General features: G+C 42.3%; 23 protein-coding genes. 14 read left to right on the forward strand and 9 right to left on the reverse strand.

The window, feature by feature from the left end:
• Positions 1-29 precede the first annotated feature (29 nt).
• Positions 30-338, forward strand: coding sequence for an SCP2 sterol-binding domain-containing protein (locus AFM12_RS10745; protein WP_157687365.1), 309 nt, complete (start codon positions 30-32; stop codon positions 336-338).
• A gap of 23 nt (positions 339-361) precedes the next feature.
• On the opposite strand, the gene AFM12_RS10750 is transcribed toward AFM12_RS10745, so the two are convergent.
• A complete protein-coding gene (locus tag AFM12_RS10750; RefSeq protein WP_055148042.1) occupies positions 362-874 on the reverse strand; it encodes an NADH-quinone oxidoreductase subunit B in 513 nt (170 codons plus the stop codon).
• The gene (locus AFM12_RS10755; protein WP_055148045.1) at positions 871-1,335 is read right to left on the reverse strand and encodes an NADH-quinone oxidoreductase subunit A; all 465 of its coding nucleotides are present in this window, start codon (positions 1,333-1,335) and stop codon (positions 871-873) included. Before AFM12_RS10755 ends, AFM12_RS10750 begins: the two co-directional genes overlap by 4 nt.
• A 200-nt stretch (positions 1,336-1,535) precedes the next feature.
• Between AFM12_RS10755 and AFM12_RS10760 the strand changes: the two genes are divergently transcribed.
• On the forward strand, positions 1,536-2,738 hold the full coding sequence (locus AFM12_RS10760) for a T9SS type A sorting domain-containing protein (RefSeq protein WP_157687368.1): 1,203 nt from the start codon (positions 1,536-1,538) through the stop codon (positions 2,736-2,738).
• On the opposite strand, the gene AFM12_RS10765 is transcribed toward AFM12_RS10760, so the two are convergent.
• Positions 2,713-4,197: a sodium:solute symporter gene (locus AFM12_RS10765; protein ID WP_055148051.1), complete on the reverse strand. Its 1,485-nt coding sequence runs from the start codon at positions 4,195-4,197 to the stop codon at positions 2,713-2,715. The two genes, AFM12_RS10760 and AFM12_RS10765, sit on opposite strands and share 26 nt — an antisense overlap.
• Positions 4,198-4,264: 67 nt before the next feature.
• On the opposite strand from AFM12_RS10765, the gene AFM12_RS10770 reads away from it, so the two are divergent.
• The 6 genes from AFM12_RS10770 to AFM12_RS10795 all read left to right on the forward strand — a co-directional run bounded on the left by AFM12_RS10770 (position 4,265) and on the right by AFM12_RS10795 (position 8,513).
• Positions 4,265-4,576 carry an ATP-dependent Clp protease adaptor ClpS gene (locus AFM12_RS10770; RefSeq protein ID WP_229308494.1) on the forward strand — a complete coding sequence of 104 codons (312 nt, stop codon included), beginning with the start codon at positions 4,265-4,267 and terminating at the stop codon, positions 4,574-4,576.
• A gap of 17 nt (positions 4,577-4,593) precedes the next feature.
• On the forward strand, positions 4,594-5,211 hold the full coding sequence (recR, locus tag AFM12_RS10775; RefSeq protein WP_055148054.1) for a recombination mediator RecR: 618 nt from the start codon (positions 4,594-4,596) through the stop codon (positions 5,209-5,211).
• Between the two features lie 109 nt (positions 5,212-5,320).
• Positions 5,321-6,280 (forward strand): isopenicillin N synthase family dioxygenase, encoded by a 960-nt coding sequence (locus tag AFM12_RS10780; RefSeq protein WP_055148058.1) that lies wholly within the window; start codon positions 5,321-5,323, stop codon positions 6,278-6,280.
• 13 nt (positions 6,281-6,293) lie between these two features.
• On the forward strand, positions 6,294-6,848 hold the full coding sequence (locus AFM12_RS10785; RefSeq protein ID WP_055148060.1) for a YceI family protein: 555 nt from the start codon (positions 6,294-6,296) through the stop codon (positions 6,846-6,848).
• A 90-nt stretch (positions 6,849-6,938) separates the two neighbouring features.
• Positions 6,939-8,123 carry a chromate efflux transporter gene (chrA, locus tag AFM12_RS10790; RefSeq protein ID WP_055148063.1) on the forward strand — a complete coding sequence of 395 codons (1,185 nt, stop codon included), beginning with the start codon at positions 6,939-6,941 and terminating at the stop codon, positions 8,121-8,123.
• Between the two features lie 3 nt (positions 8,124-8,126).
• Complete coding sequence (locus AFM12_RS10795; RefSeq protein WP_055148066.1) at positions 8,127-8,513, forward strand: RidA family protein; 387 nt, start codon at positions 8,127-8,129, stop codon at positions 8,511-8,513.
• Here AFM12_RS10795 and AFM12_RS10800 read toward each other — a convergent pair.
• From AFM12_RS10800 to AFM12_RS10815, 4 genes are read right to left on the reverse strand one after another with little or no spacing between them, the layout of a single operon-like run.
• On the reverse strand, positions 8,505-9,167 hold the full coding sequence (locus tag AFM12_RS10800) for a response regulator transcription factor (protein ID WP_055148069.1): 663 nt from the start codon (positions 9,165-9,167) through the stop codon (positions 8,505-8,507). The two genes, AFM12_RS10795 and AFM12_RS10800, sit on opposite strands and share 9 nt — an antisense overlap.
• 12 nt (positions 9,168-9,179) lie before the next feature.
• Positions 9,180-9,983 (reverse strand): sensor histidine kinase, encoded by an 804-nt coding sequence (locus AFM12_RS10805; protein ID WP_055148073.1) that lies wholly within the window; start codon positions 9,981-9,983, stop codon positions 9,180-9,182.
• Complete coding sequence (locus tag AFM12_RS19695) at positions 9,976-10,641, reverse strand: hypothetical protein (protein WP_131458316.1); 666 nt, start codon at positions 10,639-10,641, stop codon at positions 9,976-9,978. Before AFM12_RS19695 ends, AFM12_RS10805 begins: the two co-directional genes overlap by 8 nt.
• A gap of 9 nt (positions 10,642-10,650) precedes the next feature.
• Positions 10,651-10,998: a hypothetical protein gene (locus AFM12_RS10815; RefSeq protein WP_055148079.1), complete on the reverse strand. Its 348-nt coding sequence runs from the start codon at positions 10,996-10,998 to the stop codon at positions 10,651-10,653.
• A gap of 282 nt (positions 10,999-11,280) precedes the next feature.
• Here AFM12_RS10815 and AFM12_RS19475 point away from each other — a divergent pair, with 282 nt between their 5' ends.
• Positions 11,281-11,502: a PspC domain-containing protein gene (locus AFM12_RS19475; protein ID WP_082391292.1), complete on the forward strand. Its 222-nt coding sequence runs from the start codon at positions 11,281-11,283 to the stop codon at positions 11,500-11,502.
• A gap of 10 nt (positions 11,503-11,512) precedes the next feature.
• Positions 11,513-13,384, forward strand: a complete 1,872-nt coding sequence (locus AFM12_RS10820) for a sialate O-acetylesterase (protein WP_157687371.1) — start codon at positions 11,513-11,515, stop codon at positions 13,382-13,384.
• Between the two features lies 1 nt (position 13,385).
• Here AFM12_RS10820 and AFM12_RS10825 read toward each other — a convergent pair whose 3' ends face one another.
• Positions 13,386-14,600, reverse strand: coding sequence for an NADH-quinone oxidoreductase subunit D (locus AFM12_RS10825; protein ID WP_055148084.1), 1,215 nt, complete (start codon positions 14,598-14,600; stop codon positions 13,386-13,388).
• A 243-nt stretch (positions 14,601-14,843) separates the two neighbouring features.
• Here AFM12_RS10825 and AFM12_RS10830 point away from each other — a divergent pair, with 243 nt between their 5' ends.
• From AFM12_RS10830 to AFM12_RS10845, 4 genes are all read left to right on the forward strand, one after another.
• Complete coding sequence (locus tag AFM12_RS10830) at positions 14,844-17,231, forward strand: TonB-dependent receptor (protein ID WP_055148085.1); 2,388 nt, start codon at positions 14,844-14,846, stop codon at positions 17,229-17,231.
• Between the two features lie 203 nt (positions 17,232-17,434).
• On the forward strand, positions 17,435-20,086 hold the full coding sequence (locus AFM12_RS10835) for a sialate O-acetylesterase (protein ID WP_055148087.1): 2,652 nt from the start codon (positions 17,435-17,437) through the stop codon (positions 20,084-20,086).
• Between the two features lie 25 nt (positions 20,087-20,111).
• Positions 20,112-21,629 carry an alpha/beta hydrolase family protein gene (locus AFM12_RS10840; protein WP_055148089.1) on the forward strand — a complete coding sequence of 506 codons (1,518 nt, stop codon included), beginning with the start codon at positions 20,112-20,114 and terminating at the stop codon, positions 21,627-21,629.
• 221 nt (positions 21,630-21,850) lie between these two features.
• A complete protein-coding gene (locus AFM12_RS10845; protein WP_055148091.1) occupies positions 21,851-22,438 on the forward strand; it encodes a hypothetical protein in 588 nt (195 codons plus the stop codon).
• Between the two features lies 1 nt (position 22,439).
• Here the strand turns inward: AFM12_RS10845 and AFM12_RS10850 are convergent, their stop codons facing one another.
• The gene (locus AFM12_RS10850; protein WP_082391293.1) at positions 22,440-24,077 is read right to left on the reverse strand and encodes an FAD-dependent oxidoreductase; all 1,638 of its coding nucleotides are present in this window, start codon (positions 24,075-24,077) and stop codon (positions 22,440-22,442) included.
• Positions 24,078-24,134 lie beyond the last annotated feature (57 nt).

A 24,134-nucleotide genomic window follows, 5' to 3' on the forward strand; every position in this document is an offset into this window, starting at 1 on the left:
CTTTACCCTTTAAGAACAAACCAACAAACATGACAGCAAAAGAATTTTTAGAAACTGTGCCACCGAAGGTAAATCCCGAGGAAAATAAAGACTTAAACACCGCTCTTCACTTTGATTTGGAAGATGAGCAATACACTATTACTGTAAAAGAAGGCGTTGCAGAATTATCTGAGGGCCTGGTAGGGGAGTCAGAGGTTACGCTTAAAGCCAGCCCTGATAATTTTGTAAAGATTGCCTCAGGGGAAATGAACCCTATGACGGCCATGATGTTCGGGAAGCTAAAAGTATCTAACCCGGGAGCGATGATGAAGTACGCTAAACTACTGGGCTTTATGTAGTAGTCGTTGAGATCAAAGGGAGTCTACATCTTAATGGTTTTAAGGCTCTCTTTGGTTTTGATTTTTTCCTGAAGTTTTAATATTCCACCAATTAGGGCCTCAGGTCTTGGAGGGCAGCCCGGCACATACACATCTACGGGAATAACCCTGTCAACACCTTTCACCACATGGTAGCCATGCTCCCAGTAGGGCCCGCCACAGTTTGAGCAGCTACCCATTGAGATTACATATTTAGGATCTGCCATTTGCTCGTAAAGACGTTTGATACGATCTGCCATTTTGAAAGTTACCGTACCGGAAATAATCATCAGGTCAGCCTGCCTGGGAGAGTTTCTTGGGAATATTCCAAAACGTTCAAGGTCATAATTTGAGGCCATAGAAGCCATCATTTCTATAGCACAACAGGCCAACCCAAAGCCGAGAGGCCACAGTGAGTTTGCACGGGCCCAATTAGCCAGCTCATCAAGGTTAGTTAGAATAACCTCGCCCCCGCCGTCTTTGATATGTTCGCTTTTTTCCAGAGACTCGAAACTCATGAGTACTTCTTATTAATCTTATCGTAGGCCTCCAGAGGCACTTCAGCCTTAAAGTTACTTTCTATCTGTTCAGATTTTATCCAGTCAAGATGCCCCTCTCTCCACGCGTAAACAAGCCCTAGAGCCAAAATGCCAATAAAAACGAACATTTCTGTAATGGCGTACCAGGCCCAATTTCCATTCGTCTCTTCAATTAGATCGGCGTTGCCAAAAACCGTTCCCCAAGGAAAAAGAAAGACCAGCTCCACCTCAAAAAGAAGGAAAATGAGAGCAATGATGTAGAACCGGATATTAAAACTAATAACGGCGTCGCCAGCTGCCTCTTCACCGGACTCGTATGTACTATCTTTTTCAGGATTAGGCTTTGTGGGGCGTAAGAGCTTGGCAATCATCAGAATGACAGTAAGCATCAGAAAGCCTCCGAGCACGAAGAGAAATATGAAAAAGAAATTTCTGGCCATGAGATACAAACCTACGACAGTGTTTTCAAAAAACTGCACTTATGTCTCCTTGTTTTGCGACTGATTCCAATATCTTCGTTCTTCAGTGAGTTAGTTTAAGTGTGAGATTTCTCAATATCAAAGCATCTTTTTTGCTTTATCAGTCGTAATACTTTTTGATGTTTTTGAAGCCTTCAATTTTTCTTTTCTGTCTTTCTTTTTTGCTTTCTGAAGCTGCTTGGGCTCAGATCTCTGCAATTCCTGAACCTCAGGTTTGCTATGCTTCAGAAATTGATGTGAATTCGAGCATGATAAGTCGGTCGGGCAGAAATCTCAAAACTGAAGCAACAAGTGCCATTGAGGTAACATATACCGATTTCCCGGCTGTGGCGAAAACAGCATTTGAGGAGGCGGCTAAAATCTGGGAGTCAATTCTCATTTCAAGACAAACCATCAAAATCAATGCAACCTGGGAAAGCCTGCCCGGTACAACCTTGGCCTATTCAGGAGCTACCCGTATTTTCCGAAATTTTGATAATGTACCCTATTTTGATGTATGGTATGTCGTGTCTTTGGCAGAAGCGATTTCAGGGAAAGATTTAAACCCTGGAGAGTTTGATATCAATATCACCCTAAATAGTAATATTAACTGGTCATATGCCACCAACGGTACTTCTTTCAGCGGCAAATATGATCTTATGACCATCGCCCTCCATGAAATAGCTCATGGTTTAGGTTTCTCATCTTCAATGAAACTGATTAATAATGATAGCGAAGGCCAGTGGGGTCAAACGGGCTACCCATATATCTATGATGTTTTTGTTCAGGATAACTCGGCTCACCAACTGATTAACAAAACTAATTTTGTTAATCCTTCAGCATCTCTAAAAAATGCTATGGAAAGTGGAAGTCTGTTTTTCCAGATTTCCAATGAAAAATATGCCAACGATCTGCCTCAGGTGCATTCACCCAGTCCTTTTAAATCGGGTGGCAGTATCTCTCATCTTGATGAACAGAAATATCCTTCCGGCTCAATGCATTCACTGATGTCACCAACCGTGCGATCAGGTGAGGTGATTCATGATCCGGGAGAGCTTATCCTGAGCATGATGAACGAAATTGGCTGGCCGGTCAATAATCTTGCAAGCTTTACAGTCCTTTCTCAGGAAAAAGAAAGTCCGGTGCTAGTTTACCCTAATCCTATTGCTCAGAGAGTCTCTGTTGCTCTACCAACTGAAAGCCGGTCTTTTGAGACTACTTTTGAGTTTTTCTCTTCTGCAGGGCAACAGGTAAAAGCAATAATTGAGAATACAATTGAGGTTCCAACAACTGTTTTTGACCTCACCGATTTTAATTCCGGAATCTATTTTCTACGCATCAAAACTCCCAAAGGCTTTGTTACAAAGAGGCTGGTGAAGCTTTAGAGCTTTTGAAAATCATCAGGCCAATCATGGTGATCAGTCCATTGAGTAATAAATTCTCAAAGCCGAATTTATACGACGTATAGTTCTCAATCAGATAAACCAGAATGTAGGTCAAAACCGGAGCAGCAATGCAAATCCACGGTACGGCCTTATCCATCACACCTCTTTTAGTGAAAATGCCGTAAGCAAAAAGCCCCAGAAGTGGCCCGTAGGTATAGCTGGCTATTTTGTAAATGGCAGTGATGAGATCAGAGCTGTTGACTGCGTGAAAAAGGAGTATGACCACGAAGAAAACAAAAGAAAAGCCAAGGTGTGTTCTGTTTTTCAGTTTTAACCTTTCACTTTCTTTTTTCTTCTCTACATTCAGAAAGTCAATACAAAACGCTGTAGTTAGAGCCGTAAGAGCCGAGTCGGAACTGGCATAGGTAGCCGCTGTAATTCCAATCAAAAAAGTAACAGAAACAATAACTCCGCCTGTACCCAAATCAAAGTTGCCAAAATGTTTCAGAGCCATAAGCGGGTAGAAGTCATCTGTTTTGGTGGGTAGCTCAAAGCCGATTTGATCGGCATAAACATACATAAGGGCTCCCAGACCCAGGAAAAGGAGGTTGACAAACACGAGTACTACGGTAAACCAGAGCATGTTTTTTTGAGCTTCGCCAATATTTTTACAAGTCAGATTTTTCTGCATTAAATCCTGATCCATACCGGTCATGACGATGGCAATGAATGCTCCGCTGAAAAAGAGTTTAAAGAAGTTTTTGGCGTCAGCCCAGCCGCCTTCGAAGAAGAATGTTTGTGAATAGGCACTTTCAGAAATAGTATTCACCATCTCTTTCAGTCCCAGATTCATTTCTTTGCCAATCAGTAAAATGGTGAGAACAACAGCTGAAACCAAAAAGAAGGTTTGCAGCGTATCGGTGATAACAATGGTTTTTATACCACCTTTAAATGTGTATACATATATGAGACCTATGGTAATCAGCACCGAAAGCCAAAACGGGACTCCCAAAGGATCATAAATGGCGATTTGTAATACTTGAGCTGCAACATACAGACGAACTGCCGAGCCAAGCGTGCGGCTGAGCAAAAAGTAAGCAGAGGCCGTTTTATAAGACCACCAGCCAAACCTACTCTCAAAATACCCGTAAATAGAAATGAGATTCATGCGATAATACAGAGGCATGAGTACGGTGGCTATAAACAAATAACCGAGCGTGAAGCCCAGAACCATTTGAAAGTAGGAGAATGAACTATTTAGAACAGCCCCTGGTACCGAAATAAAGGTAACGCCTGAAATAGATGTGCCTATCATTCCAAAGGCTACCAGATACCACGGTACCTGCCTGTCAGCCGTAAAAAAGCTGTTGGTATCAGCTCCCTGAGAGGTTTTTATGGAAATTATAACAAGGACAAGAAAGTAAAGAATAAGGATAGTAATCGCTAATCCGGCTGACATAAGGTATCATAAATTTGTGCCAAAGATAATGATTTACCTGAACGGCTTTTTTTGGTATTTTTGCAAAATGAAAGAAGCATTGATGATGAACATACAAGAGAACCCCGAAATTGAAATTCAGGAAGTGATTGAGGAGGTAATTGAGAATGTAAAATTGTGGAGTTTGGTGGTATTTAATGATGATGTCAATACTTTTGATCATGTGATAGATACACTGGTGGATGTATGCGACCATGAACCGGCTCAGGCTGAGCAATGTGCCTGGATTATCCATTTGAAAGGAAAATGCGGTGTAAAAAATGGTGACTATGACGATCTGGTAGCCAAAAGAAATGAGATATGTCGCCGAGGCCTCTCTGCCGAGGTTATGATGAAATAGCTTAATATTCAAAGCCATTGAATTACCCTTCAAAATTAATAGAGGAAGCCGTCAATGAGATTTCGAAACTTCCGGGAATCGGGAAGAAATCGGCCCTAAGATTGGCTTTACACCTACTGAAATCTGACCAGAGTCAAACGGAATTTCTTACGCGTGCCCTGACAGACCTCAGAACTAAGACTCGCTATTGCAGGCAGTGTCATAATATCTCGGATGCTGAATTGTGCCAGATTTGCTCATCAGTCAACAGAGACGAAAGTCTTTTATGTGTGGTACAGGACACTCGTGATGTGCTAGCCATTGAAAACACAGCTCAATATCAGGGGCACTACCATATTCTTGGTGGGGTTATTTCGCCTATTGCAGGTATTGGGCCTACCGATTTGCATATTGAAAGTCTGGTTAGTCGTGTACGTCAAAACCCGGAAATCAAAGAGATTATACTTGCTTTGGCTCCGACAATGGAAGGCGATACTACAGCCTTTTATATTCAGAAAAAGCTGGCTGATTTTGAGGTGACCATCAGTACCATAGCCAGAGGCATTCCAATAGGCGGGGATCTTGAGTATACCGATGAAATCACCCTTGGCCGAAGCATTATGAGCCGGACTATAAGTCATACCAAGGGAAATTGATCAAATTGCTCTATGAATGCGTCCCGTTCCTGAAATCTCATCTTTCTCAAATGCATTGCTTTTGATGAAAGGAAACTCGTATTTTTGACTGAACTGAACCTTTTTTACAATGACTCAACAAACACTTCTGGATTCAATTCCCTCCGTAGACCTAGCCGAATTTACAAGTGGAGATCCGGCCCTCAAGCAAAAATTCGTCAATGAAATAGGTGCCGCTTTTACCAATATTGGTTTCGTGGCTGTAAAAAATCATGGACTAAGCGACGAATTGCGAGAGAAACTTTATGCCGCAGTACAAAAGTTCTTTTATCAGGATGACGAACTCAAAATCAAATATGAGTTCCCGGAATTAAGCGGTCAACGGGGCTACATTGGCAAAAACAAAGAAACGGCCAAGGGTTTTAAAAAGCCTGATTTGAAAGAGTTTTATCATGTGGGTCAGCTTAACCCGCGTGAAGGTATGCCTGAGAATATTTTCCCGGCGGAGGTTCCTGAGTTTGAGAAGTATACGAAAGAGACTTTTGAAACCTTTGAGAATACGGGTAAAACCTTACTTCAGGCGATTGCCTTGTATCTTGATTTGCCTGAGGATTATTTTGATGCCAAGGTTTATCAGGGAGACAGTATTCTTCGGGCATTGCATTATTTCCCTATTGAAAACCCCGAATTATTGGAAGAAGGGGCTGTAAGAGCTGCTGCTCATGGAGATATTAATCTCATTACACTTTTGATGGGGGCTTCAGCTGATGGGCTCCAGGTACTCCGTGCTGATGGCGAGTGGATTTCCGTAACTGCTTTGCCTGATCAAATTGTGATTAATGTGGGAGACATGCTTGACAGACTTACAAATCATAAATTAAAATCAACAATTCACAGAGTGGTAAATCCACCGGTTGGGAAAATGCGAACTTCACGCTTCAGTATTCCGTTCTTCATGCATCCCAGAGCCGAGATGGATCTTACCTGTTTGGAATCATGTGTGACGTCGGAGAATCCGAAAAAGTATGTGGATATGACTGCCGGCGAATTTTTAGACGAAAGATTGAAAGAATTAGGACTTAAAAAATAAACAAATCAAAACTATGCAAAAACTACTTATGGCCCTTTTAGCTGCCGCTTTTCTAACCTCTTGTAGCAGTTCATCAGAAAACAGTGACGAAACCGATATGGTCTCTGAAGCCACCGCCTATTCTTTTGATACAAATAATACAAAATTGACCTGGACAGCTTTCAAGACACCAGAGAAAGTAGGTGTGCCGGGTACTTTTGATGATATCAGCATCGATGGCAATTCGTTTGTTATCAATACTTATTCTGTAAACTCAGGAGTGCCAGACAGAGATATGAAAATCAAAGAGTTTTTCTTCGGAAACCTTAGTGATTCTTTGATTACAGGTTCTTACGGCACGGCTGTAGATGGTAAAATCCCGGTGACGTTAAAGATGAATGGCGTAGAAAAGACCTTTGATTTTGATTTGGCAGAAACAGATTCAACAACAGTGGTTTCCGGTACCATTGATATTATTTCAGACTTCAGCGGAAATGCTGCTTTGGAAGGTATTCACGAAGCATGTAAAGAGTTACATATGGGCAAAACATGGTCTGATGTTACTTTGAGCGTAGTTCAGTCAAAATAAATTGAGTGATAACTCATTTAAAAAAGGATTGGCCCCATAAAGGTCAATCCTTTTTTTTATTAGATTGTGAATTGATATTAACCCCTTTTCTTGAGAAAGACTCGTCAGATACGCTATTTCATCTTTTTGAGAGATGTGCTGGCCATAGCCGTAACAGGCTTTGGCGGCCCTAATGTGCATCTGACCATGTTTATCAAAAGATTTGTAATTCGCCATGGCTATCTTACGGAAGCCGAGTTAATGGAACTTCAGGCCCTTTGTCAGATTTTACCCGGGCCTACCTCCACTCAAACTCTCACGGCAATTGGTTTCAAACTCGGTGGTCCTCTACTCGCTTATCTTACACTCCTTGTCTGGATATTTCCGGCTACAGTAGTTATGGCGGTGGCCGCTTTAGCCGTTACCTATATTGACAGTGAGTATCTTTTGAAGATCACCTTCTTTATCAAACCCATGGGTATTGCCTTTATTTTTTATGCAGCCTATGTTATTGGCCGAAAGGTGATTCAGACAAAAACCAGCTGGGTTTTAATGGTAGCCGGTGCGGGCCTTGCTTTTTTATACCGTTCGCCATACATCACTCCTTTGGTAATTTTGATGGGAGGGGTAATTGCGGCCTTTAAATATGATAAGCAGGAAAAACTGGAAAAACATCCGCTCCACGTAGACTGGGGAAATTTTTTGCTTTGGGCCGGAGTTTTCGGGGCGGCCATTGCCATTGGTTCCATTACCCAAAATCTTCCGGTAAGACTTTTTGAGAATTTTTACAGAAACGGAAGCCTCGCTTTTGGCGGCGGGCATATCATGAAGCCTTTACTCTTCAATGAGTTCGTTGAATTTAAGAATTACCTTACCGCTGATGAGTTTCTTTCGGGTATTGCAATCTCTGAGTTGGTGCCCGGACCCACTTTTTCAATAGCCTCTTTTGTAGGATCACTATCTATGCGTGAGTGGGGGGTGAGTGGACAGTTTTTAGGGGCAGCTATTGCGGCCTTCGGAATATTTCTGCCTGGTATTCTGATGATTTTTTTTGTGGTTCGCTTCTGGAATCAGTTGAAGCAATACCGTGCCATCAGAGCTTCTCTGGAGGGCATTAACGCCTCAAGTACAGGGCTTACGATTGCAGCTGGTATTTCTCTTTTTGAACCAATGGCTGATAATATGATCTCGGTCTGGACCGCTTTCGTTACATTTATCATATTAATAACCACCAAGGTCCCGTCTTATGCCTTAATTCTTGGTGGACTTTTACTGGGAGTACTACTTAATCTATAAGCGATGCGAAAAAATCTTTTTTCAGGTACAAAATGGGAAGACCAAATGGGGTATTCCCGTGCAGTCAAAATTGGAAATACCATTGAGGTGAGCGGAACAGTTTCTGTAACCAATAGTGGCGAAATTGTGGGAGAAAATGATGCCTATCTGCAAACCCGATTTATTTTGATGAGAATTCAAAATGCTCTTGAGTCATTGGGAGCCAATATTGAAGACGTTATCAGAACCCGCGTCTATGTTAAAAACATGGCCGACTGGGAAAAGGTAGGAAAGGCCCATCAGGAGTTTTTTAGCGAGATAAAGCCGGCCAATTCTTTAATTGCAGTGGCCGGTATGATAGATGAGTCTTATCTTGTTGAAATTGAGGCTTCGGCCGTTGTCCTAAATTGAAATCAGGTCATTTTTAATGGCAAAAGCCACCAGGCTTGCGGTATTATGTACCCCTAACTTTTCCATGATGCGGGTTCGGTGACCATCCACTGTTCGTGGGCTTAGGCATACTTTATCGGCGATCTCTGCAGTAGTGAAACCTTCGCAAATAAGGCCCAAAACTTCCAATTCTCTCTCTGAAAGATCTGTTTTGTAATTGAAGAACTTACCTGACCGTTGCCGGGTTTTGATAGTTGCTTTATTGAGCATTACACGACTAACAAAATCGGTGAAGTAAATTCCCTTTTCGTATACCTTTTTAATTGCCTCTTCCAGCTCGTCAGGGTCGGTGTCTTTAAGTAAATAACCGTTTGCACCGATCTCGAGCAAATGAAGAATAAACTGGTCTTCATCATGCATTGAAAGGATGATGATTTTAGGGTCTTGCTGGCCGTCTTTCCGCAGTTTTTCAGTGACTTCAATACCATTGAGATCTGGCATGTCAACATCCAGCAATATCACGTCAATTTCTGTGGAAGATAATTTTGTAAGAAACTCTCTTCCGTCAGTAGCTTCCAAAACTACCTCCAAATCGTCAGACTGATTGAGGATTTGTACCAAACCTGCTCTGAAAAGGTTATGATCATCAACAACGGCTAATTTTATTTTATTCATGGCTGTATATTCTTAAATCGGAATCTCAATGTCTACTTGGGTGCCATTTCCTGAGGAAGAGGCAAACTGGCAGCTTCCGTTTATTACGTTAACTCTTGAGATGATATTGTCAAGGCCCAGGCCTGAGTTTATATCGTTTTTGGTTTCCTCATAGTTGAAACCTACTCCATCATCTTTATATTCTAATGTAATCAAATTTGATTTTTTATCGAGCTTAAAATCTATGTGATTTGCCTTCGCATGCTTTAGTGCATTATTCACCAGTTCTTGTACTACACGGTAAAGAGTTAGTTCTATTCCAGAATCGATTCTGTCTTTTGATTCCAAACCATTAATGCTCAGGTTAATACTGGTTTCAGAGGCATGATTCATTTTATCGGCAAATTCGTATAGTGCATCTACGAGGCCAAAGTTTTCCAGTGTCCTGGGTGTCAGATCTTTTGATAAACTCCTTACCTGGGCCAGTGCTTCGGTCACAAGCTCTTTTGTGCTTTCTGCCTGAGCCAAAACCTCAGGACTGTTTTTGAGGTTTCTGCCAAGAGACTGGATACTTAACTTAGTCGCGGATAGCAGTCCACCTATATCATCATGAAGGTCCTTAGAGATTTTTCTTCTCTCGGCCTCTTGTACTTCCAGAGAGTTTTTCAAAAGCTGACGCTGGGTTGCAGCTTCAATTTCCTGAAGCTCGGCCTGTTGTTTTAACTGTAGGTTGAATTGTTTTCGTTGGTAGAAAACAATGAACCCTATGAGAGCCACGGCCATCAAAAACAGCACCGCAGTAGCAATAAGTATAGAAATTGCGTCTGAGCTATTCATTGAACCGATATTTACTTACCCAAAAACCGATACCAATCATGATGGTGAAAATAATTTTAAGAACATCAATCAGGTTGCTGTAGAAAAAAAACACGTCGTCCGCCGCATTCGAATAAGATACTGTTATTTCTTCAAAAATAAAGATAAGTGTGGTTCCACACGCCATCAACATCATGCCGCTGACAATCCAAAAAGCCGGGTAGTGTAATATATTTTTTACCTTCAGATCGTTTAAAACCCGAAAATAGAAATAGAAACTAAGTCCGATATAGATAACCCTATGGATCACTTTTGTCCATGAAGAAAAAGTGTCAAACTTGAAATTGTAAATAGCTGTTACGGTGGAAAAGATCATACAAACTACAATCAACAAAACCGGCGGTCTTTCTTTGAGCCAGAGAAACGATAGAATGAGAATCCAACTGACCGCAATTTCCTGGATGTTAGCCCAGTAATAATTATTCTGTTTAAGAAGTGCCCCATGCCATAGCGGAATATCTAATAAGAGATAAACCAGACATACCAGCCAGATTATTTTGAGATACCGATAGAAATATTCCCATCTGAGAAGACCGATGACCAGAGGTAACAGAACACAGAAGCTCTCAAATGGGCTTAGTGGATAGCGGTGGATAAACTCAAAAAAACGATGGAGCACTTCTTAATTTTAACAGGTTTTAGGGCATCTGGGGCCATCAGCACCGTGGTCACTGGCGTCAGGCATATCTTTCAAACCTGAGGTATTTTCCACCAGATTTTTGCCGTAAGCGTCAGTTGGAACCAAAACCAGACTGGGATCTCCGTTTTCATCCATACCGTGGTAGATTCGGATACCCATCGCCCCTTTTTTGTTTAACATTTTTCTCAGGAACTCCTTCCCAAAAAACTGAGCTCTAATGGGCTCTTCCTTTCCTTGTTCTTTGGCGGTAAACAGGTATCTCTCCTGAAGGCGGGCTGCAGCAGCGGCAGTAACAAATGCTCCTTCATTGCCTTTAAAAACAATCTTGTCTTCCATAGGTGTTGGGTCTTAATGATTAATTTTTTAAAAAATGAAGTTAGGAAATCCTTCTCTGAATCAATAATAGTTTGATTCTTTACCTTTTCCAACGTGTTGAAAATCAGAATTTTAAATGTAGTTAAATGTTATTTTTACTTGTCAATGCCCGTAAAAATACCTAAAAGTCAAATGGCCTGAACAAGGTTTTTTAAAGGATAAATCTGTTTTCTTTTTGACAAAAAATGGTGGAAATTTGTACTTTCGTCTGATTGGCTATTAGTCACATAACGATCATTAGCAATGCAAAAGGTAAAATATCTGGTAGAAAGCCGCCTCTTTGGGGTGTGTTCTAAAATTGGAGAAAAGCTTAATTTTTCGGCCAGTAGTATCAGGCTATACTTTATTTACGCATCATTTTTTACCCTTGGCTCTCCCATCATTATTTACTTAGTTCTTGCTTTTTGGATGGAAATCAGAAAGCATCTTAGACGGCATCAGAATCCCACGGTTTGGGAGTTGTAAGATTAAACGCTTGAAAGCTCAAGGTTTATTATTCTACCTCCTCCTATTGTCGATTTCAGCCAAAGGGCAAATTGAACTCTCCGGTTTTCCGGCAGACTATCAGCTCATTGGAAGATCAGTTGAAACGGGTTTTGGTTCAATAACTTTTGAGGTATCTTTTACCGATGAATTTCAGTCTGTCAAGGCACTTTTATATAATGGACCGAATGTAGTATACGCAGAAACAAAAAATTACTCCGGTTCGGTTGACAGTCACACTTTTAATCTTCCCGTTCAGGCCGGTCTGCAGGAATACGACCTTAAAGTCTATGGCTTTAGAAGTAGCTTAGATTCTGTGTTGGTTAAAGAGTCCAAAGATTTGGTTTGTGGTGATGTTATTGTGATATACGGGCAGTCTAATTGTTTTGGTTACAGCTCTATTTATCGGGTTAATCCCGATCCGCGTATGCGAACAGCTCTGCTGGGTAATAACAATCAATCGCTTGTTTGGGATAAGGCAATCAACAGAAAGTACGACCTGGGTGAGTTCGGCATTTTAATGGGAGATTCATTGATCAAACAGCTTGGAGTTGCGGTCTGTGTTGTCAACAGGGGTGCCAGCGGACGGAACATTGATTATTTAAAACAACGAAACGAAAATAACCCTTTTGATACCGGGACATGGTATGGTCAGACTCTGGGACTTTTAGAAATGTCTGAGCTGCTAAATTTTACGACTGCCTTTATTTTTCGTCAGGGAGAAAGCGAGGCCATGACAAAATATCAGCCTGTTTTTGATTCTTATTATGGTAAACTTGAGGAGTTTATCTCAAATCTAAAGATCGATTTGCCGGCCCTTAAAAAAATCTATCTCACGCAACTCAATGTTCTGTATTCTCCTGATTTTGATTTGTTTGCAGGCAGTACAATAAGGGAGGCTCAGAGAAAAGCAGGAGAAATTGAAAATGTGGAGGTTATATCTACACACAGTTTACAGAACGAATTTGATGGGGCACATTTCTCTTTTGATGGTCATGCTCATATCAGTGGCTGGATCAGTCGGCTGATAAAAGAACAGATTCACAGAGAACCTTTAGAAATCAATATCAAGTCAGAAAGTATCAGGAGAGCTTATTTCGCAAATGCCATTCACGATAGTTTGGTTCTTGAGTTTGAACCTGCTCAGAATTTGGTTGCCGAGCCGGAAAGAAACGGAAAACAAATTCAAAACTATTTTTATCTGGAAGATGGCAAGGGAATTAAAAAAGTATCGGCTTTGGGAAACCAGGTTTTTATTGAATTGTGGGATCCTTCACAGAGTAGTTTTATCTCCTACTTACCCTCAGCCGTACAGGATATTTACGGTTATAATGGGCCATTAATGAAAAATGAAGCTGGTTTGGCCGCATTGAGTTTTTATAGATTTCCGATTACCGAGGTGCCTCTATCTCTACCTGAGAATCTTCAGGCGATCTTTGTTAATGGTGCCATACATTTGAGTTGGCAGAATACAGAGAGTAGGAATCATACATTGCTTTTGGAGAAAAAAATAAACGGAAATCTTATTGAAGAAATTCCCTTAAATCAAAACACAGAAAACTACACAGATGGAGCCGCACAGGTTATCTCGGGCAGAGTATATACTTATGAGTTATATCTGGTTTATGAGTCTGTGTCTTCAGCTCGCGTAAAGGTGGATTATCATATTTGTCCCTCTGAAGTTGAGCAGCCGAGTTCGTGTGTAGAGTGTTCGCTTTATCAAAGTTCCGAGCTTCATCTTTCAGAACCTTTAAACCCTCAGAAAGTAGACTATTTTGTGCCATCAGCTTTGTTAGAGCCAGGTTTTTCTACTTTGTCGAATTCAGTATTTAAAGTTGAAATTTTTCAATGCGAGTCGGAATAGCTTACCTATCCACTTCACCCATTACCACGTCAATTGAACCCATGATGGCCATGAGATCAGCTATCATCCAGCCTTTTGAGAGTTCTGCCAGTACGGAGAGATTATTGAAAGAGCAAGCTCGGGCTTTGGCCCTAAGGGGGATATCAGATTTACCATCGGTTTTAAAGAAAAAGCCAAGCTCACCTTTTGGGTTTTCAGCCCTGCAATAGAAATCCATGGCTTTGGGTCTTATTTTCTTTGGAACTACGGCCTGAGGATCAAAATCACGGTCACGTTTATGCTCTTTGGTTAGCTTTTCCAGGCATTGGTCAATGATTTTCAATGACTCCCAGCATTCCTGAACTCTGACATAGTTTCTGTCCCAGCAGTCGCCCACAGTACCTACTTTACCTTCACCCACGATTACTTCAAAATCCAGTTCAGGATAAACGGAATAGGCGTCTACCCGGCGAAGGTCATACTTCAATCCACTTCCTCTTAAAACAGGACCCGTACAGCCATAGTTGACAGCCATTTGAAGAGGTAGAACGCCCACATTGGCGGTTCGATTGATAAAAATATGGTTGTCAATAATGATGTCTTGGAGCTCTTTGAGTTTAGGCCTGAGATAGGCTGTGAATTCAGCACATCTTTCCTCAAATCCCACGGGAAGGTCATAAAAAAGGCCGCCAACCCAAATATAATTATAGAGCATACGGGCTCCACTTGCCCATTCCAGCATTCGCATGATGGTTTCCCTGTCTCTGAACAGCCAAAGAAATGGTGTGGCAGCTCCAATATCTAATCCGTAGGTACCGATAGCGATAAAGTGAGAAGCGATTCTGTTCAGCTCAGCCACAAGAACCCTGATATATTCCACCCTTTTCGGAATGTCATTTTCAATACCAAGCATTTTTTCAATCCCCATAGCCCAGGCGTGTTCTGAATTCATTGCTGCTACGTAGTCCAATCGATCTACGAAAGGTATAGCCTGATTAAAGGGAACAGACTCTGCATGTTTTTCAAAACAGCGATGAAGATAACCCATATGAGGTATCACATCCTTGATCACTTCTCCGTCAGTAAGAACCTCAAGACGCAAAACGCCGTGTGTAGAGGGGTGCTGCGGACCAATATTGATCAGCATATCCTCAGATTTTAACTCTGAGGGAGAATACACCGTGGGTTCTGATACGGTTAAATATTCTGATTGATATTTTGCACTGGCTACAGACATGGGTCGTAAAGTTAGCTGTCAATTGAATGATGACGAAGTAAAACGGAAATTTTGATTGTCGCTTTTGACCTTAAAGAAAGGATTTGAAAATTGAAATGCCCTGTTGGTACAAAAAAATGGAATTGAATACCTGCTAAAAAATCAATTTATCGATAAAATCCCCCGAAACTTCGATTGAAGCTCTTCATAATGAACGAATTAGCTGCGTAGTCCATTGGGTTAGTATACAATCCGTCGTAATTAATGAGAAAACTATTATTCATCTTACTCCTTTTAAGTCAGTATACCATAGCACAAGAGGTTACCATAAGTGGTAAAGCTTTAGACAAAGAGAATGGAGAACCTCTGCCCTTTGCAACAGTTATTTTTTACCAGCTGCCCGATACGACTACAGCGTTTGCAGGGTTAACTGAAGACGACGGCTCATTCAAAGCTCAGCTGACTACTGGGAAAAGCTATTTCGGAGCGATAGAATACATTGGTTATGGCAGTATGCTGATCAATAATGGTGAGTTAAGACCACTAAATCAAAACCTTAATATTGGAGAAATCGGTTTGTCAAGCGGCACCATTTCACTGGATGCTGTGGAAGTTAGGGCTGAGAAAAGTCAGATGGAATTTGAGCTTGATAAGCGTGTATTTAATGTAGGTAAAGACCTGACCAATGCCGGAAATACCGCAGCAGATATTCTGGACCGTGTTCCTTCGGTCAATGTCGATCCTGAGGGAAACCTTACCCTTCGTGGAAGCTCAGGTGTACAAATTCTGATCGATGGCAAACCTTCAGGTCTGCTGAGTTCGGGTGATACAGAGGCTTTGATGCGGATGCAGGGAGATATTATCGATAAAATCGAAGTGATTACGAACCCATCTGCCCGTTATGAAGCTGAAGGTGAGGCTGGGATTATTAATATTATTATGAAGAAGAATCAGGAGAAAGGATTCAACGGTTCTTTTGGCCTTAACACAGGTGCACCGCATAATCATGGGGCTTCTTACAACCTCAACTACCGTAAAAAGGACTTTAATTTCTTTTCCAATTTCGGGATTGACTACCGCCGCTCTCCGGGGTATGGCTTCTCCACTCAGGACTTCTTTGAAGGCAATAACCTGATTTCCTCTTATACCGTAGATACCGATCAGAAACGCGGAGGTATCGGGGGATACGTACAGTTTGGGACAGATTGGAATATCAATGATTATAACCTTTTGACTGGTTCGGTTTTGTTACGCCGTGGGCGGGATAAGAACATCGCTACGGTTATTTATGAAGACTTTGATGGCCTGAATACTGAGAAAACCATCAGAGATGTAGATGAGACCGAGGAGGAGCGGAATATTGAGTCGTCCATCAACTATAAAAAGACGTTTGAGGGTTCTAAAAGGGAGTTTAATTTAACCTTTAAATACATTTTTGATAAAGAGTTGGAGCTTGCTGACTACGAGCAATTCATTGGTAACCGGGGCGAAAATCCACTCATACAATACTCCAGTAATACTGAGGATGAAACCAATACGTTGATTCAGGCCGATTATGTGCATCCGTTTAACAAAGACAGTAAAATAGAGACGGGTGTGAGAGCTGCTTTGCGTACTATCGATAACGTTTTTACGGTGGAAGAGCAGCAAAGTGGGGTGATGGTTACTTTACCTGATTTTGATGATAATCTCGCTTATCAGGAGAATATATATGCCGCTTATTTTATTGGTGCTCATAAATTTAGACGTATGAGTCTTCAGGCCGGTTTGAGGGCAGAGCTCTCTGATATCAATGCTCAGTTACAGAAATCAGGGCAGAATAACGATCAGAATTATTTTAGCCTTTTCCCGAGTTCAACATTTTCCTATGAACTAAACAAGGAGAATCAGCTGCAGGTGAGTTACAGCCGAAGACTTTCGCGACCTTATTTCAGACGCTTGCTGCCATTCTCTAACTTTAACAATCCCCGGAATAACTCAATTGGAAACCCTGGTCTGAGACCGGAGTTTACCAACTCTACGGAGATGGGATATCTGAGATATACTCAAAACGGGACTTTTTTGAGTAGTGTTTATTACCGACATACTACGGGAGTTATTGAGCAAATTGTTATTCCTTCAGATGATGGTACCACCATTCGCTATCCGGTCAATCTGGCCCAGCGAAATGCCTATGGTTTAGAAATGAACTATACCACAAATCCATACAAATGGCTTGATATTACCAGTGATATCAATTTTTACAGAGCCTTGGTATCCGGTAGCTTTGAAGGGCAGGATTTATCGAGCGATACTTATTCCATGAATGGTCGGATCAGCTCCAAGTTTACTATGGGAGAGCGATCTCAAATACAGGTTACCTACGATTATGATGCTCCGCGAAACACTACGCAAGGCCGAGTGCTCTCCATGTCGTCCTTTGATGCTGCGGGCTCTTTAGATGTATTTAAAGGAAAGGGTACCTTGACACTTTCGGTACGAGATCTTTTCAATACCCGTAAAAGAAGAACGGTCACTGATTTGCCTGATTTTAAATCAGAAAGTGTTTTTCAATGGAGAAGAGCACGGTCATTCGTTTTAAGTCTCAATTACCGTCTGAATCAGGAAAAACGCCATGGTGATCTGCTCGATGGTGAGCGGGGAGATGAGTAAGTTTACAGAATAGATAAATCCATGTTTCCTAGGTTAGAAATGGGCATCATTCGATAAAATATCGAGAACATTTCACTTAAACTCAGAAATAGGAATTACGGTTGTACTCTGTTATCTTTTGTCGAGAAATCGGTTGCATTAGCAACTAACAATAGTATAATTGTTAAATTGACAATTAAAGTACGACACCTATTCTTATTGAAATGAACTACCTGATCAGAACGCTCTTTCTTTTCTTCTTAACCCTAGGTATTGGATCACTTAATGCCCAGATACGTCTTCCTAAGTTGGTGAGCGATGGTATGGTTTTACAGCGAAATGAACCTCTTAAAATATGGGGTTGGGCTTCTGCCAAAGAAAGAATTACGGTCACTTTTAATGGAGAAAACTTCAAAACCCGTGCTGATGAAAACGGAGATTGGAGTGTGCAGATTTCGCCTCAAATGGCGGGTGGCCCGTATCAAATGACCTTAAAGGGCAAAAATGAAGTAAAGGTCAGTAACATATTGATTGGTGATGTTTGGTTGGCCTCGGGCCAAAGCAATATGGTGCATCAGATGCAACATCATGACGTGACGTACTCAAATGATATTGCCACCGCGGATAACTCAAAAATCAGACAGTTTCTAATTCCAACAACCCCGGTGCTTGATAGCCCGGCGGCTGATTTTAAAGAAACAGCATGGAGAGAGGCCAATCCCGAGAACGTGAGGTACTTCTCCGCCGTGGCCTATTTTTTTGCACTCAAAATATTTGAGGAAGAATTAGTGCCAATCGGCATTATCAATGCCAGTGTTGGCGGTACGCCTATTGAGGCCTGGACCAGCGAGGAAGGCCTGGCTGATTTCGAGGATTTAATGGCCAGGATTACAAAAAATAAAGACACAACCTACGTCAATAGCTTCAGAAGAACCGCACCTTCCGCACCGCCAGTTGTAAAAGACAAGGGTCTATTGGACGATGAGAAATGGTATTCCTCCGAATATGAACCTAAGGGTTGGAGGCCCATCAATGTACCGGGTTATTGGGAAGACCAAAGCCTTAAAGAGCTCAACGGTACAGTTTGGTACAGAAAGGAGGTGGAGGTTTCAGCAAGTCTGGCGGCCTCACCGGCAAAAATTTTTGCAGGACGAATTATTGATGCCGATGAGGTCTATATCAATGGCACCAAAGTCGGTGGCCGTACCTATCAGTACCCTCAAAGAATTTATGAAATACCTGATGGCGTTTTGAAGTCAGGTAAAAATCTAGTTGTCATAAAAGTGACGAATTACGGTGGTAAAGGCGGGTTTGTTCCTGATAAACCCTATTTTATTGCTTCTGCAAAAGATACTGTTAGCCTTTTGGGTCAATGGGCATATAAGGTCGGTGAGGTGTTCCCGCCAAGACGATTTAGCGGTTACGGCTTTTCGGCTCAAAATCAGCCAACGGCTTTATACAATGGTATGATTGCTCCGGCAACCTCCTACAAAATCAAAGGCGTTTTATGGTATCAGGGAGAGAGTAATGCAGGTAGGCCTGAGCAATATGCTCAATTACAACCGGCCCAGATTTATGACTGGCGAAACCAGTTTGGTAACTCTGAGCTACCTTTCATTTATGTTCAGTTGCCTAATTTCATGGACTACACCTTTCAGCCTGTTGAAAGTAACTGGGCTCATTTAAGGGAGTCTCAAAGAAAAGCTCTTTCGGTGCCCAATACGGCTATGGCAGTAGGTATAGATTTAGGCGAGTGGAACGACATTCACCCGGATAACAAGAAAAGTGTCGGAGAGCGAATGGCCTTAGCTGCACTTAACCTGGCATATGGAAAAGACATTGTAAGCTCGGGACCTATGGTGAATAAAGCTGTGAAGGAAGGAAAACAAATTCGTTTGACCTTTGATCATGTAGGCGGCGGTTTACAGAGTCTTGATAATGAGGCATTGAGAGAGTTTGCTCTGGCAGGATATGATAAGAAGTTTGTTTGGGCTGATGCACGAATAGATGGTAATGAGATTGAAGTTAGAAGCGAGGAGATTGATAATCCGAAATTTGTAAGGTATGCCTGGGCTGATAATCCAGATGTCAATTTGTATAATATGGAGGGTCTCCCGGCATCACCTTTTGAAATGATTATTGATGAGCCCGAGCAGCTTTGGCATGGCAAAAAAGCGGCCGTTGTTCTTACCTATGATGATGCTCTGAATGTTCATCTTGATAATGCGATTCCTGAGCTTGATGCCCGGGGGCTCAAAGGCTCGTTTTACCTATCAGCTGCTTTTCCCGGAAGTCAGGAGCGTATTGAAGATTGGAGAAGAGCTGCGGCCAATGGTCATGAGTTGGGCAATCATACACTTTATCACCCTTGCGATGCTTCAAAGCCGGGCCGCTCCTGGGTATCATCCGAACGGGATTTGAGTAAGTACACCACTGAAAGAATTGTGAATGAAATAAAAATGACCAACATTTTTCTGGAGGCTTTAGATGGCAAAACTGAACGAACTTTTGCGTATACCTGTGGTGATACGGAGACGGGTGACGGGTCTTTCATTCCGGCCATAAAAGATGATTTTGTTGCCTTGAGAGGTGTACGGGGTCAATTGAATGAAATTGGTAAAATCAATCTTCAAAATGTCGACTGTTTCGGAGTCAATGGCGAGAAGGGCAGTGAATTGATTGCCTGGGTTAAAAATGCAATGGAACAAAACGCACTCATCACTATTCTTTTTCACGGAGTAGGAGGAGAGCATGACCTCAATGTTTCATTAGAAGCTCATGAAGAGTTATTGGATTTCCTCAAAGAAAATGAAAAAGATGTTTGGGTGACCACCATGTTAGAGGCTGCCCGGCACGTCAAAGAACAACAGAAATAATACCTGAATTTTAAGCCTTACTGAAATGAAAAAATTGAATTTAACTCTGCTATGCCTGTTCATAGCTCTGGCGTCTTTTGGACAAAAGAAATACCCGGAACCGGTGACTTTCACAAACGAGCAGGATCATGATGATATGATGATGCAGCTTGGTATCACTGAACTGAGACCTGGCCCAAGCGGCAACCCTGATGCTCCCAATGCGGCAAACTATGATGAGTCCATCGCCAATCCGTGCCCGGAGTTACCTCCTTTGCTAATTGCTCAAGATGGCACCAAAATAGATAGTCCGGCCGACTGGTGGAATAAACGCAGGCCTGAAATCAGAGATTTAGTTGAGGAGGAGATTTATGGCAAGATCCCGGAAAATGTTCCTTCGGTGAGTTGGGAGGTTAAAGTAGAAGACAGAGAGTTTGTTGGCCGTACTCCGGTCATTGCCAAGCAACTCATCGGTCACGTTGATAATAGTTCTTACCCTTTGATTGATGTCAATATTGAGATGATGTTGGTAGTGCCTACCAATGTTGAAGGCCCTGTTCCTGTCTTGATGATGTTTGGTCGCCCGGCTTTCCCGGCTCCGGCTCAGCCAAGCGATGAGGATTATACAAAACTCAATGATGTCTTTCGAAAAATGATGGCCGAGTATGATCCTTCGATTAAAGAAACCTTGGAAAAGTACCCCGCATATTCTCCACTCGACAGACTTCCGCAAACCCGCTGGTGGGCTAGCCCACCAGTAGATGGCAATTCACCTTCTACGGAGCAACTATTAGCCGCTGGTTGGGGATACTGTACTATTTTACCTTCCAGTATTCAGGCGGATAATCATGCCGGAATTACCAGAGGAATCATCGGTTTAGTGAACAAGGGTCAGCCACGTTCACCGAAAGATTGGGGTGCTTTAAGGGCCTGGGCCTGGGGTGCTGCAAGAGGATTGGATTATCTGGAAACCGACGCTTTGGTGGATGCCAAAAAAGTGGGCATTGAGGGTGTTTCAAGGTATGGAAAAGCGGCTTTGGTGACGATGGCCTTTGAGCCTCGTTTTGCCATTGGCCTTATTGGTTCGTCAGGTAAAGGAGGAACTACACTTCACCGCCGGGTTTTTGGTGAAGCCGTGGAAAGCCTCACAGGAGGTGAAAATTACTGGATGGCCGGAAACTACATGAGATTTGGTGCTGAAAAATCAAGTTTCGGTCGCATGACAGGTTGTGACCTGTCAGTTGATTCGCATGATGTGATTGCATTATGTGCCCCAAGACCTCTGTTTATCAGTTATGGAATTCCGGAAAAAGGAGATGCAAAATGGCTGGATCAAAAAGGAAGTTATATGGCGACGATAGCTGCCGGATCGGTTTACAAACTTTTAGGAGCCAAAGATTTGGGTGTTTCCAATGATTACATGAAAGAAGAGATGCCTCCTATGTTAACCGATATGTTAGACGGGCAGCTGGCCTGGCGTCAGCATGATGGCGGTCATACCGATCAGCCCAATGTTCAACACTTTATTCCTTGGGCAAATCGGGAGCTGGGGTATCAGAAGTAGAGATGAATGGCTCGTGCCTTTGGCACTTTCATACTTTACAGGTTCTTCGTTAGCCAGCCAGCTGGTTGAAACCCGCTTTTACAAAATATGTTGGGTCTATGACCCTTGGATAGGAGTTTTACATAAAGATGCATCGCATCACTTGGTATAGTAAGGTTAGGTTTCAACTCGGCCGAAAAAACGTGAACTTTTCATGCCAAAAACGTCTTTATAAGACCTGTATGCATGAGATAGAACCTTACGACAACTGGCAAAAGTATTACCGGGCCGAGCGGGATATGAGATCTCCTTTTTATGGGCGGGAGTATGGTATTTATTATGAAGATGACGTCTACGGGTATTATATAGACCCAAGATGGGATGCCATCGGTTCTGAGACCCTTTATTGCAAAATTCTCTATGCAGACTATGCCCTCAGTGCCTGCATCATTGAGCTTTTTGGAGAGTGGAACGATACTTTGCATAACGATAGCATGCATTTTAAGCGAAATGTGATCGACCGCTTGCTACTCAATGGAATCAGTAAATACATCCTGATCTCTGAAAACCTTCTCCAGTTTCATGGGGGTGACACAGATTACTACGAAGAATGGTTTGAGGAAATTGAGGAAGTCAATGAAGCTTCCGGCCCGGGCTGGATAGCCATTTTAAATCAAAGAAGACATATTGAGGAAGAAATGACCAAATATGGGATTGATTATTATATCAATATGGGAGGTACCTTACAAATTGAAAATTGGCGTACTGCTAAGCCTAAACAATTGATTGCCGTGGTTGACCAGTTAATGAATCGCAGACTTGGAGCCTGATTTATTTTTTCTCCAAAATTTGGCCGTCAGCCTCCAACTCTGCTCTCAGTAGCTCAAAAGGTAAGTCCTGAACCGAACTTTTGTTTTTTATGCTTAAAATGGCGGCAGTAGCAGCAGATTCCCCCAAAATCATAAAGACAGGCTCCATTCTTATAGAACCAAAAGCCGTATGGGAGGCCGAGAGGCAGACGGGAACCAGCAGATTTTGGGATTCCTCTGCTTTAGGGATAATTGAACCATAATCAATGGAATATGGCTTTTTGGGGTGAACCCCAATGTCTCCCTCATTTTGAACAAAGCCCTCTTCGGTGACATACCGCTGTGCATTATGGGAGTCCAGAGAGTAGGAGCCCATCCCAATTGGTCTGATAACAGGTCTCTCTGAAAGTGTATGGCCTTCCGTCATGACGAAATCACTAACCATTCGGCGGGCTTCGCGGATGTATAATTGAGAAGGCCAATTCTCTGTGTCTATAAATTCATCTTTAGCAAGACCCCATTCCTGTATTTGGTCATGCATAAGCTGGGGAACAGAGGGATCATTTTGAAGAAAGTAAAGCAGGCCCATCTGGTATTGTTTATGATCCTCAATGATATCAGCTCTTCTTTCATAGCTGGCCTCAGGGTAGTCATAGTTTTTACCGATGTAGTCAGAGCTGAATGGACCGTGGTTATTGGTATCAGTCTTTCGATTTGGGAGCATGTCAAATTTCTCAAAGAGTTCGTTCCATCCGGTTTCAAAAACCCTTTTCATCAGCTCATACCTTGAAGGGTTATAATTTTGAGGTTTAGGAAAGGGAACCCTGTTCTCAGGATGATTGCTCATGCAAAGACGGAAACAGTAGGCTTGAATTCGGTCGTCACCTTCGCCATTTTCACCTGGAGGCTGACCAGAGATTTCGGGGAGCAGGCCGCTTGTGGCATCTCCGGGTACGACATACGGGTCTACCTGAGTTTTAAAGTAATGACGGTGATGCTTTACATCTTTCTGAACACCATTCCATTTTTCGTCATAGAGACTATTGGCCTCACGGCCAACCGTATAACTCACTCCGGCCAAAGCCATCAAATCACCTTCATAAGTGGCGTCAATGAATATTTTACCCTTGTAAGTATTTCCGCTAAGTGTTTGAAATGATTTGATTTTTCCCTTTTCCTTTTTTAGTCCTTCGGGCTTGCGTAAAAGCCATTGATCCCGATGAACAGTGATCTCATTCTCCCTGATAAAATCTTTAAAGACGGCCTCAGCCACAGACGGTTCAAAAAGCCACATGCTGCCTGTTTGGGAGTCCAGGGCTACTGTTCCCTGACCCTTATTTCCGAAATCCTCCTTTTTCTCCCATTTCCAGGCCTCAGTCTTTTGATAATGGCGGTATAATCGCTCGTAAAAGTTTTTTGAGAGACCCCCAATCACCGTTTTGTCTCCGGAATCGGTAAAGCCTAAGCCGCCGGAGGATAGGCCTCCAAGGTGCTTGTCAGGCGATACTATTATTACGGAGTGATTCATTCGTTTCACCTGAACCGCCGCTGTTATGGCAGCAGAAGTACCTCCGTATATTATGACGTCTGCTTTATAGTTTTTTTGAGCCGAAAGGCTGTGACAATACACTGCAACAAGTAGAAAGAGTATTTTTTTCATAAGAGAGGGTTGAGTACACCAATTTACTAATGAATTGGGAAACCTCTTTATTCTCCC

Source organism: Jiulongibacter sediminis, assembly GCF_001306455.1.
GTDB lineage: Bacteria > Bacteroidota > Bacteroidia > Cytophagales > Spirosomataceae > Jiulongibacter > Jiulongibacter sediminis.

Coding starts and splice junctions, on each gene's coding strand:
- AFM12_RS10750 (WP_055148042.1), bottom strand. CDS start 874: ATGAGTTTCGAGTCTCTGGAAAAAAGCGAACATATCAAAGACGGCGGG.
- AFM12_RS10850 (WP_082391293.1), bottom strand. CDS start 24,077: ATGAAAAAAATACTCTTTCTACTTGTTGCAGTGTATTGTCACAGCCTT.
- AFM12_RS10805 (WP_055148073.1), bottom strand. CDS start 9,983: ATGAATAGCTCAGACGCAATTTCTATACTTATTGCTACTGCGGTGCTG.
- AFM12_RS10840 (WP_055148089.1), top strand. CDS start 20,112: ATGAAAAAATTGAATTTAACTCTGCTATGCCTGTTCATAGCTCTGGCG.
- AFM12_RS10780 (WP_055148058.1), top strand. CDS start 5,321: ATGACTCAACAAACACTTCTGGATTCAATTCCCTCCGTAGACCTAGCC.
- AFM12_RS10845 (WP_055148091.1), top strand. CDS start 21,851: ATGCATGAGATAGAACCTTACGACAACTGGCAAAAGTATTACCGGGCC.
- AFM12_RS10785 (WP_055148060.1), top strand. CDS start 6,294: ATGCAAAAACTACTTATGGCCCTTTTAGCTGCCGCTTTTCTAACCTCT.
- AFM12_RS10835 (WP_055148087.1), top strand. CDS start 17,435: ATGAACTACCTGATCAGAACGCTCTTTCTTTTCTTCTTAACCCTAGGT.
- AFM12_RS10765 (WP_055148051.1), bottom strand. CDS start 4,197: ATGTCAGCCGGATTAGCGATTACTATCCTTATTCTTTACTTTCTTGTC.
- AFM12_RS10815 (WP_055148079.1), bottom strand. CDS start 10,998: ATGGAAGACAAGATTGTTTTTAAAGGCAATGAAGGAGCATTTGTTACT.
- AFM12_RS10830 (WP_055148085.1), top strand. CDS start 14,844: ATGAGAAAACTATTATTCATCTTACTCCTTTTAAGTCAGTATACCATA.
- AFM12_RS10745 (WP_157687365.1), top strand. CDS start 30: ATGACAGCAAAAGAATTTTTAGAAACTGTGCCACCGAAGGTAAATCCC.
- AFM12_RS19475 (WP_082391292.1), top strand. CDS start 11,281: ATGCAAAAGGTAAAATATCTGGTAGAAAGCCGCCTCTTTGGGGTGTGT.
- AFM12_RS10770 (WP_229308494.1), top strand. CDS start 4,265: ATGAAAGAAGCATTGATGATGAACATACAAGAGAACCCCGAAATTGAA.
- AFM12_RS10795 (WP_055148066.1), top strand. CDS start 8,127: ATGCGAAAAAATCTTTTTTCAGGTACAAAATGGGAAGACCAAATGGGG.
- AFM12_RS10755 (WP_055148045.1), bottom strand. CDS start 1,335: ATGGCCAGAAATTTCTTTTTCATATTTCTCTTCGTGCTCGGAGGCTTT.
- AFM12_RS10800 (WP_055148069.1), bottom strand. CDS start 9,167: ATGAATAAAATAAAATTAGCCGTTGTTGATGATCATAACCTTTTCAGA.
- AFM12_RS10825 (WP_055148084.1), bottom strand. CDS start 14,600: ATGTCTGTAGCCAGTGCAAAATATCAATCAGAATATTTAACCGTATCA.